Source organism: Draconibacterium sp. (genome assembly GCF_041583095.1).
Classification (GTDB): Bacteria; Bacteroidota; Bacteroidia; order Bacteroidales; family Prolixibacteraceae; genus Draconibacterium.
This window is the reverse complement of the sequence record NZ_JBFHGM010000094.1, coordinates 1-16,503: the sequence shown is the minus strand read 5'-3', so window position 1 is coordinate 16,503 and position 16,503 is coordinate 1. Positions and strand designations below refer to the sequence as shown.

Annotated in this window: 10 protein-coding genes; 3 read left to right on the top strand and 7 right to left on the bottom strand. The window is 41.8% G+C overall.

The window, feature by feature from the left end; genetic code table 11:
- Window positions 1-163 precede the first annotated feature (163 nt).
- A complete protein-coding gene (locus ABZB17_RS10710; protein WP_372650092.1) occupies window positions 164-997 on the top strand; it encodes an alpha/beta hydrolase in 834 nt (277 codons plus the stop codon).
- Window positions 998-1,256: 259 nt separating this feature from the next.
- A complete protein-coding gene (locus ABZB17_RS10705) occupies window positions 1,257-1,451 on the top strand; it encodes a cysteine-rich CWC family protein (protein WP_372650091.1) in 195 nt (64 codons plus the stop codon).
- A 20-nt stretch (window positions 1,452-1,471) separates the two neighbouring features.
- Here ABZB17_RS10705 and ABZB17_RS10700 read toward each other — a convergent pair whose 3' ends face one another.
- From ABZB17_RS10700 to ABZB17_RS10670, 7 genes are all read right to left on the bottom strand, one after another.
- Complete coding sequence (locus ABZB17_RS10700) at window positions 1,472-3,646, bottom strand: TonB-dependent receptor domain-containing protein (RefSeq protein WP_372650089.1); 2,175 nt, start codon at window positions 3,644-3,646, stop codon at window positions 1,472-1,474.
- A 339-nt stretch (window positions 3,647-3,985) separates the two neighbouring features.
- Window positions 3,986-5,566, bottom strand: a complete 1,581-nt coding sequence (locus tag ABZB17_RS10695; RefSeq protein ID WP_372650087.1) for a glycoside hydrolase family 32 protein — start codon at window positions 5,564-5,566, stop codon at window positions 3,986-3,988.
- Window positions 5,567-5,605: 39 nt separating this feature from the next.
- A complete protein-coding gene (locus ABZB17_RS10690) occupies window positions 5,606-7,078 on the bottom strand; it encodes a GH32 C-terminal domain-containing protein (RefSeq protein ID WP_372650085.1) in 1,473 nt (490 codons plus the stop codon).
- Between the two features lie 82 nt (window positions 7,079-7,160).
- Window positions 7,161-8,897, bottom strand: coding sequence for a RagB/SusD family nutrient uptake outer membrane protein (locus tag ABZB17_RS10685; RefSeq protein WP_372650083.1), 1,737 nt, complete (start codon window positions 8,895-8,897; stop codon window positions 7,161-7,163).
- A gap of 26 nt (window positions 8,898-8,923) precedes the next feature.
- Window positions 8,924-12,112, bottom strand: a complete 3,189-nt coding sequence (locus tag ABZB17_RS10680; protein WP_372650081.1) for a SusC/RagA family TonB-linked outer membrane protein — start codon at window positions 12,110-12,112, stop codon at window positions 8,924-8,926.
- 12 nt (window positions 12,113-12,124) lie between these two features.
- Window positions 12,125-13,057 carry a carbohydrate kinase gene (locus tag ABZB17_RS10675; RefSeq protein WP_372650079.1) on the bottom strand — a complete coding sequence of 311 codons (933 nt, stop codon included), beginning with the start codon at window positions 13,055-13,057 and terminating at the stop codon, window positions 12,125-12,127.
- A 12-nt stretch (window positions 13,058-13,069) separates the two neighbouring features.
- Window positions 13,070-14,413, bottom strand: coding sequence for a sugar porter family MFS transporter (locus ABZB17_RS10670; protein WP_372650077.1), 1,344 nt, complete (start codon window positions 14,411-14,413; stop codon window positions 13,070-13,072).
- Window positions 14,414-14,680: 267 nt separating this feature from the next.
- On the opposite strand from ABZB17_RS10670, the gene ABZB17_RS10665 reads away from it, so the two are divergent.
- Window positions 14,681-16,503 (top strand): substrate-binding domain-containing protein (locus tag ABZB17_RS10665; RefSeq protein ID WP_372650075.1); only part of this gene is annotated, 1,823 nt, incomplete at its 3' end.

Genomic DNA, 16,503 nt, shown 5'->3' with positions numbered 1-16,503 from the left:
TGTATGCCACCGGAAATGGAAAAGCATCAGAGGCCAACGCAGATTTCGACTGGGTTGAATACCTGAAGAATTAATCAAAAGCTATTCCCACACAAAATTGTAAACATTGCCTATCATAAATTATTTGTCGCTATTTTTAACGCCAGCAAAAAAAATTGAACTGATGAAAAGAACACTTTTATTAAAAGCAATCATCTTACTGATTGTGGTTACCGGACTGGCACTGCAAACAAAAGCCGCCAAAGTTCAGCACTTAACAACGCATAGCCAATCGATGGATAAAGACATTGAAGCGGTTGTAATTACTCCGGAAGGTTATTCTGATGATAAATCATACCCGGTTTTGTACCTGCTTCACGGTTATAGCGATAACCAAACCGGTTGGATAACCAAAGTACCTGAAATTAAAAACTATGCCGATCTGTATCAGTTTATTATCGTTTGTCCTGATGGTGCTTTTTCAAGCTGGTATTTTGATAGCCCGATTGACAAAAACATAAAATACGAAACCTATGTAGCGCATGAATTGGTTGATTGGGTAGACGACTCGTTTAGCACAATTGATTCGCGCGAAGGACGTGCCATTACCGGATTAAGTATGGGCGGACACGGTGCTTTGTACCTTGCTTTCAGAAACCAGGACGTTTATGGCGCAGCAGGAAGTTTGAGTGGCGGAGTTGATATTCGCCCGTTCCCCAATAACTGGGATCTTTCGAAAAGGCTGGGTACTTACGCTGAAAACAAAGACAACTGGGAAGAAAACAGCGTCATCAATCTTGTTTACAAGCTAACGCCCGGATCGCTTGAAATATCAATTGATTGTGGCGTAGGCGACTTCTTTTACGGCGTTAACTGCGACTTGCACGAAAAGCTGCTTGAGCGAAATATTCTACACGATTTTACCACACGCCCCGGCGGACATACCTGGGATTACTGGAAAAACGCGATTGCTTTTCAAAGTGTATTTTTTCACCACTTTTTTGAAAAGGCGAAGTAGTTTAGAATTTATCGCTAATTAAAATTTACGAACCTCACTGATTTACAGAAGGTGTGAAAAGTATAAACTCCCTGCGGCAACCATAGCAGAACATGTTGTCTTTGTCGAAATATGAAGATCACCCTGGTTTTGTCTTTTGTTTTATTGGGTATCAAATGCCAAAAACATAGACTTTGAGCAACATTTTTTCATCAATTTTTAAAACTCAAATTGCAAACTTGTAAGAAATATTCATTTTTGTATTCCTAAAATCCGGACGATGATGGAACACAATCCGAAATACGAACCACATGCCTGTGCAATATGTGGCAACTTGCATACCTGCACCGGCAATTATCACTGCTGGTGTGCACAAGTAGACATGCCCTACAAAGTGCGCGATTACATAATGGCTTGTTTCGATGGCTGCCTGTGTCCCAAATGTATTGAGGAATTGAAAAGAACGAATATTTAATTAAAGTATGACGCTATGCTTTAATTCTTCAGTAGATTAATTCTAATCCCTCCATTAAATACAAAACCATCAGATGGAGCCCAGATATCAGGGAAAGTTGGCGAATTGTACGGTGGCAAAACCAGCGGTTCGTAATTGGTCTGAATTACATCGGTAAAATTCTCAAAATTGATAAATACCGACAGTCGCTTAAAATGTCGCATGGCCATAAATCCCATCATCCAGTAATCAGGTTTTGAGTTGTATTGTTCGTCAAACTGAGTACCTGTATAGTACAACTCGTATCCTACCGACCATTTTTCCTCCGTTTCGTACATTAATGCCAAACCGATATTGTGCTTTGGTGTAAGCGGTTTCTGGTTGTTTATATTATCGTACTGAAGTTTGGTATTTATAAAGGCATAATTAAAATACAGCTTGAAATCGGCATACGAAAGTTTGCCATTGGTTTCAAATCCTGAGCTTAAAATATTGCCGTCGGCATTCTCAAAAAAGTAGGTGTTGTCCAGTTGGTTTTCTCTTAAAACAAGTGCATCTTTTAGTTGTGTGATGTAGAAAAGTTGATTAATAGAAAAGGTAACTGCATCAAAAAACACCGTTTTATAATTCAAATCAAAGTTCCCACCTATCGACTTTTCGGGATTCATTTCACCACTTGAAATAGGTTGAATATTGCGGAAATACAGTTTTTCGGCATCTTCGGTAAAAATCGATGGCAGTTTGTACCCCATTGCACCGCCAATTCGTGAAGAAAATTTCTCGGTGGCTTTAAAAAGCAAAGCAATTCTCGGAAGTACAAACGTACTGTAATCAAAATTGTAATCCGTTCTCAATCCGCCTTCAAACGTAAACTTCGGGCTAAAATCTGTTGTGTTCTGCGCAAAAACACCAAGCGTATTGTGGGTATAATCCCTTTTTGCACTGGCATCGACGTTCGTTTCTTTAAACTGCTCGAAATAATGATTTGCACCAAATTGCCAGTCAGACTTTTCTTTTTTGTAAAGGCTGTAATTTATTTCTGAGAAGCCGGATAACTGTTTCCCGGCAAATTGATAATCCGGGATGTTCAACTCCCTGTTAAAATAACTCACACTGTTTTTTACAGCAATACTTCGTACATCGTTGGTATTCTGAATTTTAAACTGTGTAGAATACCGCTCCGATGTATTTTTTTCAGAAAAAATATGCTCCTGAGTTACATTGTGTTTTATCACTTCCATATCACCACCGGTCCGGGTATCGAAAGCCGAGCTGATTCCAAACAGTATCTCCGTATTTGAATTGGGGTAGAAATAAAACTTGGGATTCAGGTTATAGGTGGTCGATTTTGGTAGGTTTGAAAAACCATCGTCATCCGGGTCGTATGGAACCTGCTTATCTGCTGATCCATAAATGGTAATTCCTGTTTTACTAAATTTTTGCGCATAGAAAAAATTAGCTGTCGATCCCAATGCACTGGTTTGATTAAACATGAGGCTTAGCTCCGGTTTATCTTCGGGAGTAATGGAAACAAGATTCACCAACCCGGCAATTGCACCACCACCATAAAGCGTTGAATTACTTCCCTTTATTAATTCCACCTGTTTTAAATCGAGCGGAGGAATCTGCATAATGGATAAGCCGCCTGCAAACCCGCCATATAAAGGAAATCCGTCTTTTAATATTTGCGTGTATCGGCCGTCCAGACCCTGAATCCGGATACTCATATTTCCCGAACTCAGCGATGTTTGCTGCATTTGTACCCCGGTGGTTTCCTTTAAAAGCATTCCTATATTGCTGGAGTTCATGGCAGCTTGTTCGCCTAATTCTTCGCCGGTTATGGCTTCAACACGCGTAGGAATATCTTCGATTGTTCTCGACGATCGGGTGGCAGCCACAATAACCTCTTCCAGCTCCTCTCCTTCTTCCAGTTCAACAGTGATTGATTTCTTATTATCCTGAGGAAAAACCAGGACTACTTTGCTCTTTTCATACCCGATAAAGGAGATTACAAACACGGTTTTACCATCGGCTAAATCATTAAATACTGCAATCCCGTTTTCGTCTGAAACCGTTCCGGTTGTTGTTCCTTCAATAACAATATTTGCCCCGGTTAAAATTTCATCGTTCTCATCTTTAACCGTAAAGGTGACCGAATTCTGAGCCAGAGAATTAAAGGCGAATAGAATTAAAATGACTAAGAAAATATTTTTCATATACGTTGCTTACCTAACTTATCCATAAAAGTAAGTCGAAATGGTTATTACAATCCTACAAAGATTTCATTTTATAATTTATGATCGCAGTTTCAGCGATTATTATCTCATAGCTCAAGGGAAAAACTTCACAACAATTCCTGGAAAAGGCTTCATGATGTTGTTTAGAATACTACCAAAAAAAAGGAAGAACCAGATAACTTCTGATTCTTCCTCTCTTAAAATTTGGTTTTTAAATGGAACTAAATTGGAGAAATTACTTTAACGATTTAAACAATTCCATTTATAGAATTTAAATATCTGGATTTCAACGCTACACGTTTCCTTTTTTTGACAACTTTACCAAATGCTATTTATTCCTGTAAACTTCGCGTTCACCAAAGTTAGTGACTGCCCTTCGGCAAAAACCTTTAGTTTGCGGAACGATTGAGAACTGAAAAATATCTCTGTCATTACCAGATCACCGCCGTCTACAAAAATTTCGGCAGATGCGGCATCCACAAATATTTCAAGTTTTACGGTTGATCCGATTTTGTATGGAGCCACCGATATGCCGGAGAACTGATCAGAAAAACTCATATCTCCTGATTGTGTTCTATCAAACTGAAACTGCTCAGCCGATGCAGAATAACTTAGTGTGACATTTTCGCCCAACTCATTTTCAAGCAGAATACCAAATGATTCGGGAAGTGTTTCTCCCATTTCAAACTCCAGCGACAAGCGACTCTGATTCAAAGTCAAACCTTGTATATCCAGCTCTTTAACTCCCGAAATTTTCAGCGCTTCATCAATATTCACTGTTGCTGAATTAGCTGTGAGCAGCTCTGTTTCTTTTACAGGAGTCGATTTCAGCACGTATTGCTCCTTCTTTTTAACCAACGAAAGCGTGCGGGGTAAAGTCATTGCACTGCGCCATTTCTCAGTTGGTACAACCTGTGCATACGCCCAGTTACTCATCCAGCCCAGAAAAATACGTCGACCGTCTTCTTTTGGCACATCCGACCAGGTGACACCGGCGTAATTGTCGCGTCCCCAATCTACCCAATTGGTATCTTTCGAGTCGGCAGAAAATTCATGTCCATCAAAATCACCTAAAAAGTATTGGGTTCCTGAACCACCATTTGGCCCGCCGGGGTTGATATTCACGATCAACACCCATTTTGTTTCGTCGGTTCCTTCAACCTGCAGCGGGAATAAATCGGGGCACTCCCAAACGCCATCGTGGGTTCCGGCATCAATTCCAAAATTGCTTTCGTGTGTCCAGTTTTTCAAATCATCGGAAGTATAAATCTGAACGTGGTCGTGTGCAGAAAGTACGAGGTTCCACTTTTGAATTTCTTCATTCCAAATCACATTCGGATCCCGAAAATCGCGGTTCCCATCATTTGGAATAACAGGATTACCCTCATATTTTGTCCAGCTTCGCCCTTTATCCAGACTGTAGGCAATGGCCTGCGATTCCACATCAACACCACCGGCCTTTGCAATTTCAGGATTGTGATAGGTGAAAATTGCTATTAACGGTGGATTTTCAGCGGAACCAAACCCAGAGGTATTGTTCCAGTCGACCACTGCGCTACCGGAGAAAATATACCCCAAACTGTCGGGATATAAAGCAATGGGCAAGTGTTTCCAGTGCACCAAATCGGTGCTAATTGCATGTCCCCAATGCATGGGTCCCCAAACCGTGCTGTCAGGATAATATTGATAGAACAGGTGATATTCTCCCTGGTAATAAACCATCCCGTTTGGGTCGTTCATCCATGCCGAATCGGGCGAAAAATGGAATTGCGGACGGTATTTTTCGGTGTATGGTTTTGTCGTTTCTTCGGCTTCTGTTGTTTTAGTTGGACCGGAAGAACAGGCCACCGCAGACAACAGTACAATTGCAGCCAGAAAATTGAAATACTTATGGTTCATCTCTATTCGTTTTAATGGTTATTTATCTTTTTATTTGGATTAAAATTCAGTAATTGTTCCTTCCAGCAGGTTGACAGTTCCTGTCTCGCTAAATAAGCTCACCTGCACGTTTTCTGCATTAAAAGAGAATTTTCGCGACAGGGAAATCAATCCGTTCATTGCAAATAATTCGGCCGAGTTCCTGTCGATAATAAGCGTCATATCCAGTTCCGGCTCGTTGGTTACATAAGGTGCATAGTAAAAACCATCCCAACTATCGGGAAAATCGCGCTGTATCGAGGGGTCAGCTATGTAAAAATATCTTCGCTCAGCCTGATAACCCAGGATCAGCTCCTTGCCTTCGTTTGTAGTAATTTTAACGCCAAAAGATTCTGCCATACCCAGGTATAAACGGCTATTGACATCGAATGTCAAGTCGATTCGGATTGGCAAATCCAGGTTCTTTTCGATTGATTTACCATCGCTTAATTCAGTTTCGTTAATTGTTTCTGTTGCCGGTTTTTCAATGGCTGTTACAGGTTCTGCAAATAAATAATAATCGTAAAATTTTTCTTTTAAAGTTAATTGGCGGGCTAGCGAGAATTCGGTTGAGGAATTAGTTGGGATATTGAATTTTTCGTAGATGGAATTATATAAAGTTCCTATTAAAACAGGCTTTTTGTTGACGAGCCGGTAATCGGATAAAACTACAGCCTGGTAAAGATCGCTACCATGATCAATCCATTTTGGTTTATTGTGCGATGCCTGGTAAACAAAGCCATCGAAACTGCCAACAAAGTACTGAACACCGCTGCCCTCGTTAGGCGAGCCGCTATCGGCACTGATAAAAAGTACCCACTTCGTTTCGTTGGTTTCTGTAATCTCCATCGGGAAAAAATCAACGCTTGCCCATTGCCCCGATTTTAGCACAACCTCATCACCAAACCGGCTTAGGTACTCCCAGTTTTTCAAATCTGTGGATGAATAAAAACGCACTTCATAACCAGAAAGTGTTACCAGGATCCAGGCCTGTGTTTCATCATTCCAAAACACTTTTATATCCTGAATGGATTCGTTATAATCAGCGAGTGTAATCGTGTTTCCTTCGTTTTGTTTCCATGAATATCCATTGTCGTTGCTGTATGAGATTGTAAGTTCTCCATAGTTCTCAGCAACCGTTCCGAAAGCAATTAATGCAGTAGCTTCGGCACTGTAATCAGTGGTTTGATTCCAATCTGCTACGATGGTTTTAATATCCTGAATTCCGGCTTCTTCCGACTCAATACTTATTGATTTATTGCTCCAGTTTAATAAGTCACTACTTTCAGCCTGTCCAAACTTCTCTTCACCGTCAACCGTGTAATTAAAAAACAAGTGATAACTGTTTTCGGCATAAATTAAAGCTATCGGATTCTGAAGCATTGAATCTTCCGGATTAAAATGCAGGGAAACAGCAGTTTTCTGCTCTTTATTTCCTGTACATCCCCAGAAAACAACCAAAATCAGCAATAAAACAGGAACCGGACTTTTCATAAGAAGAATGATTTATTAGTAAAGTTATAAAAACAGATCATGGCCGGAAGGGTGACTCCCAGCCAAGATCTTCATCTCTATATTAATACCCAACATTTTGTTCGTACAAACCTTTTGTAAAGTCTATCTCACGCTGCGGAATCGGGAAATACTCGTCTCTTCCGGCAGTAAATTGAGCATCATTCAGGAAATCTTTTCTTGTTTTCTCCTTCTCCAGGTATGCATTCAAAGTTGGTTCTGCAATTCCCCAACGTACCAGGTCGAAAAAGCGAGGGCTCTCCAAAGCAAACTCCAAACGACGCTCCCACTGTAAAGCTTTGCGTGCGTTATCCTGTGTCCAGGCCAAATTCGATCCGTCGTATTCCGAGATCATGTAATTGGATGGAGCAGTACCATCAGCAAAACGAGTTCTGCTGGTACTTTCAGAGGCACGTTTACGAACCTGGTTGATCAATGGACGGGCCATATCCTGCTGGCCCAGTTCGATGTAAGCTTCAGCCTGCATTAACAGTACATCGGCATAACGAATAATATCGATGTTTTTTGATACGCCCATAAACGGACCTTGCTTTTTGTAGCAGGAACAATCGGCAGCCTGCTGCTCTTTCATACTTTGAAAGTAACCGTAAACTCCCGGATCGCGCACCCAACTGTTGCTGAAAATGTAGGATTCCTCGTTACGGTATTTGTACGGGTGACCGTCGATACCAATGGAGTGGTCGATACGCGGGTCAACAGGTACTCCATCAGGAGTAATATCTGCTGCACTCAGTTCAACATCGTTAAACGTGTCGAACTTTGGTAAACCATTCTCATCGGTGGCAAAAGCATTCACCATATTCTGGCTTGGCTGATGGAAACCGCAACATCCGTATTGAGGAGCTCCGTGTGGATAATTCAATCCATTCTCGAAGTTCAAACGTCCTGATGTTGTTCCATCGCTTATCGAAAACTGAATAGCAAAAACCGATTCAGGGCCATTATCGTAACCTCCGGTAAAGTTTTCACCAAAATCAGCCTGCAAACTGTACTGCCCTGATGCAATAACCATTTCGCACAGGTTAACAACTTCCTGCATACGGCTTTGGTTAATGTTTACAACCTGGTTGTTTTCATCCTGTTCGTAAGCCTGGTATAACCTCAGTTTTGCAAGATAAGCGGCAGCAGCATATTTATTGGCTCTACCAACCTGCGATTGAGATTCGGGAAGATTATTCATCGCAAATTCAAAGTCTTCAGCAATTTTGTTCCACAATTCATCGTTTGAATATTCGCGGTTCGACGTTTGAAGAATCTCTTCGTTGCTCAGATTTTCATTGATATACGGAACATATTTGAACAACACTTTCAGCATAAAATGCGAATGCCCTCTAAGGAAACGTGCTTCAGCAATCCTTGTCTGGCGCAAAGCAAATTCTTCGTCGGTCAACTCATTCAAAGTGCGCAATGCCGAGTTGGCACGCGAAATAGCACGGTAATAGTTTTCCCAGGTGTAAGGTAAACCGGCCAACCAACTCTGAAATGGTTGAGTAAGGTTATATTGCTCGTAAAAGTTGTAAGGCTCAACATCGGAAACACCACCGCCTCCTTTGTAAGCATCGTCAGAGCGCACACTACCATAAACCCACATACTTGCTATAGGGCCAATCATATCGTTGTTTCCAATTCCGGCGTAAGCCGCGGTAACCAAACCTTCAGCGCCTTCGGCCGTTGGGCTTCCGGCTGAAATGAACCCTTGCGGCTCAGTTTCCAGGTAATTATCGCACGAGACAGCCAACAGGCTTATCAGTGCAACTATAACTATTTTAATATTTTTCATTTTCATTATTCTTTAGTTTGTATTGATTAGAATGCAACATTAACACCGGCAGAGAAAGTCCTTGGAATCGGGATGGTATTTACATCGGTACGTTCCGGGTCCGGTCCCTGAAATTCATTGCTCTGAATCCAAAACAGGTTTTCGGCCATCAGGTAAAAGCGAACCTTGTCCATGCCAACTTTATCCAATGCATTTTTTGGCAACGAGTAACCAAGCTGGATGTTACGCAGTTTGAAATAAGACGCGTTTACGTTCAAATAGCTTGAAGTACGTGTTTCATTGTTACTATCCGACAATGTTAATGCAGGAACATCTGAATCCGGATTTTGTGTCGTCCAGGCTTTGAAAACGCCAGGTCCTACGTTATCGCGACCACGAATAAAATCGTTATAGTAAGTATACGGATCATAACCGGTTTTTCCGGCAACACCCGATCCGAAAACCGATAAATCGAAGTCCTTGTAATTCACATCAATTCTTAAACTGTACTCGAGTTTTGGAAGCAGTGTTCCAAGGAATTTCTGGTCGAGTGAGTTAATTGCACCATCATCATTCAAATCAGCCCAGCGGATACGCCCCGGGGCAGCACCAACCTGGCTGGCATGTGCATCAACTTCTCCCTGATTTTTAAAAATACCGTCAGCTACGTAACCAAAAATCGAAAGCTCTGAATGACCAAGAACTGTTTGCTCGGAGTTACCAGGATAAGCTGTTCTAACTTCTTCAGGAAGTTCAGTGATTTTATCGGCAAAATGGCTGGCACTACCTGCAATTTCGTACGATAAGTCGCTGTTCACTTTTTTTCTGTAGCTTAACGCAAATTCCCAACCTGTGTTTTTCTTGGTTGCTCCATTCAGGAACTGCAATTGTCCTTCACCTAAAGCCGAAGCTACCGGTGGCTGAATCAAAATATCGGTTGTTTTACGTGTATACCAATCGAATGCTCCTACCAGCTTACTATCGAAAAGTCCGAAATCGATACCCAGGTTCAATTCATCTGTAGTTTCCCATTTCAAGGCAGGGTTTCCGGCTTGCACCGATACAAAACCCGAAGGCAGGTTTCCTGAATCCTGACCATCTAAAGCATAAGCTGAACCCACATTCCAGTAGTCATCAAAAAAGTCGTTGTGGAATATGCCATCAACCTGACTGGCCACAGCTCCGTAACGAGGTTCAAACAATCCAAGACTGGCAAAATCACCAACATCCTGGTTACCAACACGACCAACACCGGCGCGGAATTTCAGGTTTGAAAGTTTCTCCATTCCTGTCATAAATTCCTCTTCGCTCAAACGCCATCCGAAGGTAGCTGCAGGGAAAAAACCGTAACGGTTATCGGCACCGAATCGCGACGAACCATCACGACGCAGGGTAAACGACGCCAGAAAACGTTCGTTGTAGTTATAATCGATTTTTCCGAACTGAGAGAATAAACGACTGCTTGTTGCTGTTCCAAAACTATTTCCGTTGCTGGTTCCGGCACTCAACACAAAAAACTCTTCAGTTTGCGAAGAAAAGCCTTCTTTATATCCGGTGAAATCCTGAAAATTATCGCTAACCGCTTCAATACCTAAAAGGAATCCAAATTTACTTTTACCAATATCAAGCTTGTAATTGGCAGTGTTCGACCAGGTTACACTGGTAAAATCGCTGTTATAAATTCTTAAGTTATTTACTGAACGTGCAATAAAACCATTGCTGAAAGCGGGTTCAATATCTTTGTCTTTAACCATCGAGTAGTCAATTCCGAGCGTTGTGCGCAGTACAAGATTTTTCACCGGCTGAATTTCAGCAAACACACTGCCAAACAAATACCTGCGATTGGTATTATCCCACCGGTTGATATCCTGCATCATTACCGGGTTGTTACGGTCGGAATAACCTGACCCGAGAGGGCCACCATAATTTCCGTTTGAATCGTACAACGGAATTGTTGGAGCCAAAGTAATTGCCAGTCCCGGCGTTGGAGCACTACCAAGGTCGGGAGTTTCCAATGTTTCGTTCGACGATACAACCTGTGCATTGATACCAAACTTCACCCGATCATCCAGCATGCTGGTTTGACCGTTGATACGGGCCGTAATACGGTCGTAGTTGGTGAATTTCAGCATACCGGTATTTTTGATATAACCAATATTCATCAGTACCGAAGACTTTTCAGTTCCTCCGGAAACAGTCAGGTCGTTATTGATTACAAAACCAGTTTCATAAGTTGCATCCTGCCAATCGGTATCGCCAGCAGGAACATTGGCATCTCCACCAACATAAGGCTGAACGCTTACACCATTCAGAACAGGATTGTTATAATCGCCATTCCAGTCGAAGTTGTAAATTTCGCCGTATCCGCTTGTTGGATCAACACCATCGTTTACCGATGCCTGCCACAAAGCGCGACCACGATCAAGCGCATTCAGCATATTGTAACGTTGCGATTTTTCGCTTTGAACCGAAAAGTTAGAGTTAAACTGAACATTCACTTCACCTTTTTTATCCGATCCGTTTTTGGTGGTAACAATTACAACACCGTTTGATGCACGTGCTCCATAAATTGAAGAAGCCGAAGCATCTTTCAGCACCTGCACCGAAACAATTGAACCGGCACTTAGCCCCTGAAACACCTCAGGTCTTTTGGTTGGTACTCCATCGATAATATACAAGGGATTGTTATCTCCCAGCGTGTTTACTCCACGAATAAGAATACGGCTGCTGGTGGCACTTGGAGTACCTGTTTTTTCGATATAAAGTCCCGGAACATGTCCCTGCAATGCCTGCATCGGGTTACCCGAACTTAAACTGATATTTTCAATTGCGTCCATTTCTACCACTTCAACCGCACCGGTTAAATCGGCTTTTCGCTGAACGCTATAACCAACGGCTACAACTTCTGCCAAACCGATGGTTTCTTCCTCCATTGCAATATTAATGGAGGTTCTGCCTGCTACTGCAATTTCCTGTGATTTCATTCCAATAAAAGAAATCTGCAGTACTGCATCGGCACCCGCTACCTCGATAGTGTAAACACCATCAATATCGGTAATGGTACCGTTCGTTGTTCCTTTTTCAACAATTGTTACACCTGGCAATGCCATGCCCGAGGCGTCTTTCACAGTACCCGAAACCGAAATTTCCTGGGCAAATGCGATTGTTGAAAACAAACTAAGCAGAATGACAAACATTCCCTTAGTCGCATTTTTAAGTTTGATTCTTTTTACCATAATCAGATTAGTTTAATTAATTTGAATATTATTTCTTTCGATAGTTGGTTGGTCATTCGATAGGATTTCCTCAATCTCATCCATGTCGTATTTTGGTGTAGCACCGGCTTTCGATGCCACAAAAGCTCCGGTAACACAGGCAAAAGCCAGCGCTTCGGCAGGTTCCTTTTTATTGAGGAGGGAAGCAATTAGCCCGGCAAGAAATGCGTCGCCGGCGCCAACGGTATCAACGGCATTTACTTTAAATCCGGGGTGTTCGAAGAATTTTCCATTACAGTACAACAAAGCACCGTTTTCGCCTTTGGTTACACACAACATTTTAATGTTGTAATGTTTTACAAACCATTCAATAAGGCTGTGTTCATCAGTGCCCGACAGCTTGTGCCATGACGCAAAAACATTTAGTTCGTCATCGTTTAATTTTACGATATCCGATTTCTCCAGAAGCTTTTCAACTACCTCCTGAGTATCATACGGTTTGCGAAAATTTACATCGATCAGTTTCACTCCATCGTAATCCAGCAGGTTCATTAGCGTTTCACGGGTTAAAGGGTTGCGCGAAGCCAGTGATCCGTAAATTAGCAGACCTGCCTGCCCGGCTTTTTTCATGAGCGAATCAGTTAGTTGAATATTATCCCAGGCTACGGGTTCACAAATTTCGTAGGTGGCGTTGTTGTTTTCATCCAAATGCACCAATACTTCACTGGTGGGCAGATTATCATCGGTTTGAATGTATGCGGTAGACATTCCCGAATCTTCAAGGAATTTTTTTAGCTCTGCTCCCGGTTCATCGTCTCCAACACTACTGGCAATAGTAGCATCCAAACCGATAGCACTAAGGTGAAGGGCCACGTTCATGGGTGCACCACCGGCTTTCGCGCCCGATGGCAAACGATCCCAAAGCACCTCGCCAAAACACAATATTTCGTTGTTTCTAATGTCCATGTTTGTTTAGTTTTATTTGATTCGTGATTTCATATCCTGTTGAATTTCCTCAAGCGACTTGCCTTTGGTTTCGGGAAGAACTTTCCAGGCAAAGAAGAAGTGCAACACCATCATTGCAGCGAAAAAGCCAAAGGAAATACCGCCACCAACGGTGTTGTTCAATACCGGGAATCCCCAAATAAGAGCTGCGGCAAAAATCCAGTGGGTAAAACTTCCCAGCGCCTGCCCCTGCGAGCGGACTTTGTTGGGGAAAATTTCGGAAATAACCACCCAAAGCACGGCTCCCTGCGAGAAAGCAAAAAAAGCAATGAACCCCATCAGGTAAATCATTACGCCATATCCGCCAAAATCGGAGTAGTTATTGGTAAAAAACGACTTTGAAAGGAGACCAAGAAACAGGACCATTCCTACTGATCCGGCCATAAGAAGTGTTCTTCGCCCGTATTTATCGATAAGGAAAAGTGCCACGAAAGTGAATACCAAATTTGTAGCACCAACCGAAATAGACTGAAGTAGCGATGCATTGGTTCCAAACCCTGCCATTTCGAATACCCGTGGCGCATAAATCATAATGGCATTTATACCGGCCAGCTGGTTAAAAGCGGCAATTAAAAAGGCAATCATTATCGGGAACCGGTAAGCTTTTACAAACAACTTTCCGTGCCCCATCGCTTCCTCTTCATCTACCGATTGTTTTACAATGCGTACTTCCTCCTTTGGATTTTCAGCCTTGATACGCTGAAATACAGCCAAGGCCTCATCGGTATGTCCCTGGTTTACCAACCAACGCGGACTTTCAGGAACCAGGTTCAGCAATAAAAAGAAGGTTGCAGCAGGAATAGCTTCCACACCGATCATCCAACGCCACGATCCACTTTCGAAAATATTTGCCAAAAGATAATTTACTGCAAAAGCCAGAAAGATGGCAGTAACCACAAAAAACTGGTTCAGCAAAACCAGCTGTCCGCGCTTTTTTGCCGGCGATATTTCGGCTATAAACATGGGTGTAACCACCGAAATACAACCTAAAAGAACTCCGGTTATAAAACGGCAGGCCAGCAACATACCCCAGTTAATGGCAAATGCACTACCCAAAGTTGATAATGCAAAAAGACCGGATAATACGATTAACGATTTGCGGCGCCCGAATTTTTCAGCCGGTTTACCTATTATAACGGTACCTACGATAGTCCCCATAATGGCAACAGCAACTGTAAATCCCAGCCAAAAACTATTTAAGTCGAATAAGGTTTCCAGTTGCGATGTGGTACCCGACATCATAGCTATGTCGTAACCAAAAAGAAAGCCGCCAAGGGCTATTATAATGGCAACAGAAAATACATTTTGTGTCTTCATTTCGATTCAGAATTATTGGTTTAAAACTCTGAATCAAAGGTATGGGGGCAGCCTTTTTTCGGCTTTAAGAAATGTTACGGAATGTTAAAACCATGTAACATTATCAGCCTAAATATCAATACGTTTGCAATTATGTTACATCACTGTCAACTATGATACACTTTGAAAAAATAATGGTAAATTTCTTTCACGTTATCACGCGAATTGAGATATTGGTTCTTTGAAATTTATTACTTTCACAAAAGTATATTAATCAGACTAAACTATATGACGAAGAAACTATCGATCCTATTTCTATTCGTACTGTTATTCTCCTTCTTTAGTCTTTCGTCAAAAGAAAAATACAAAATTGGATTTTCGCAATGCACCACAGGCGATGACTGGCGCAAATCGATGCACCGCGAAATGATGATAGAACTGGCCTTTTTCCCCGATTTTGAACTGGTTATAAAAGACGCCAACGACAATAGCGACCAACAAATAAACGACATCAGGCAGTTGCTGGATGAAAAGATCGACCTGCTAATTGTTTCTCCCAACGAATCGGAACCAATAACACCAATTGTTGAAGAGGTATATAATAGCGGAATTCCTGTTATTGTTATCGACAGGCAAATAGCCTCGGAGGCTTATACTGCCTATATTGGCGCAAACAATTATTTAATTGGAAAAGAAGCCGGAGATTATGCGGTAAAATTGCTAAACGGCAAAGGTAAAATCGTTGAAATTACCGGACTGCAAGGATCCTCGCCTGCAATTAACAGGCACAATGGTTTTATGGAAGTGATTTCGCAATATCCCGATATTGAGCTGGTTGCATCGGAATCGGGCAAGTGGAATTACAGCGACAGTAAAACTGTTATGCAAAATTTTGTTAACCAAAAACTAGACTTCGATCTGGTTTTTTCGCATAACGACCGAATTGCCAGAGCAGCCTACGAAGTAATTGCCGCCAATAATATCAGCGATAAATTTATCCTGGGTATCGATGGATTATTAGGAGATGACGGTGGAATAGAAGATGTGATCGATGGTAAAATTGATGCTACCTTTCTTTATCCTACAGGTGGAGCCGAGGCCATTCAACTGGCTGATAAAATTCTGAACAAACAGCCTTTTGAGCGTATTAATATTCTTGAAACGGTGGTTATTGATAACAACAATGCCAAAATATTAAAACTTCAGTACGAGGCCGTTGCTGATCTCCAGGGAAAAATAGAAGATCAAAAATCCGTTCTCGAAAACCAGGTCGCCCGCTTTAAAAGCCAACGGAGCTTTTTAATCGTTGTACTGGTTTTACTGGCAGCTATTGTTATTTTGGTTATTCAAACCTTCAGAGCTTACCAGAACAAACGTGCAGCCAACGAAAAACTGGAGCATCAGAAACTCGAAATAGAAAAAAGAAACCGGGAAATTATAAAACAAAGAGACCAACTTATTGAAGTTTCGGAAAAACTGGAGGAGGCTACACAAACCAAACTTCGTTTTTTTACCAATATGTCGCATGAATTCAGAACGCCTCTTACGCTCATCATTGGTCCGCTAGAGGATATGATCGAATCAACAGATATTCCGGAGCGTTTTAAGAAGCAGGTTTCCATGATGCACCAGAATTCACTTCGCCTGCTACACATGATCAATCAGCTTATGGATTTCAGGAAAATAGAAAACAATAAAATGCAGTTGCAAGCCGCCAGTTACGACATTGTTGGTTTTCTGAAAGAAATTGTAATGCCCTTTTATGATCTGGCGGAGAAGAAGCATATCTCTCTTGTTTTTGAAGCTGAAAAAAACCATTTAAATGCCTGGTTCGACATGAATAAACTTGATAAAGTTATATTTAACCTACTCTCAAATGCCATTAAATTCACACCCGTTAATGGCACTATACGAATCACGCTAAAAGTAATTAAACCTTTAACACAGAAGATTTGGGATGAAGAAGTGGAAATTAAAGTTTCCGACAACGGTAACGGAATTCCAACGGATCAGATAGAGCATATTTTTGATCGTTTTTTCCAGGCAGAAAGCTCTCAGGGTTTTATGGGAACAGGTTTGGGACTTTCGCTTTCGAAAGAATTTGTCGACCT

Excerpts from the sequence above, each read along its gene's own strand:
- ABZB17_RS10690 (WP_372650085.1), bottom strand. The coding sequence starts at position 7,078 with ATGAAAAGTCCGGTTCCTGTTTTATTGCTGATTTTGGTTGTTTTCTGG.
- ABZB17_RS10685 (WP_372650083.1), bottom strand. The coding sequence starts at position 8,897 with ATGAAAAATATTAAAATAGTTATAGTTGCACTGATAAGCCTGTTGGCT.
- ABZB17_RS10675 (WP_372650079.1), bottom strand. The coding sequence starts at position 13,057 with ATGGACATTAGAAACAACGAAATATTGTGTTTTGGCGAGGTGCTTTGG.
- ABZB17_RS10695 (WP_372650087.1), bottom strand. The coding sequence starts at position 5,566 with ATGAACCATAAGTATTTCAATTTTCTGGCTGCAATTGTACTGTTGTCT.
- ABZB17_RS10710 (WP_372650092.1), top strand. The coding sequence starts at position 164 with ATGAAAAGAACACTTTTATTAAAAGCAATCATCTTACTGATTGTGGTT.
- ABZB17_RS10670 (WP_372650077.1), bottom strand. The coding sequence starts at position 14,413 with ATGAAGACACAAAATGTATTTTCTGTTGCCATTATAATAGCCCTTGGC.
- ABZB17_RS10700 (WP_372650089.1), bottom strand. The coding sequence starts at position 3,646 with ATGAAAAATATTTTCTTAGTCATTTTAATTCTATTCGCCTTTAATTCT.
- ABZB17_RS10705 (WP_372650091.1), top strand. The coding sequence starts at position 1,257 with ATGATGGAACACAATCCGAAATACGAACCACATGCCTGTGCAATATGT.
- ABZB17_RS10680 (WP_372650081.1), bottom strand. The coding sequence starts at position 12,112 with ATGGTAAAAAGAATCAAACTTAAAAATGCGACTAAGGGAATGTTTGTC.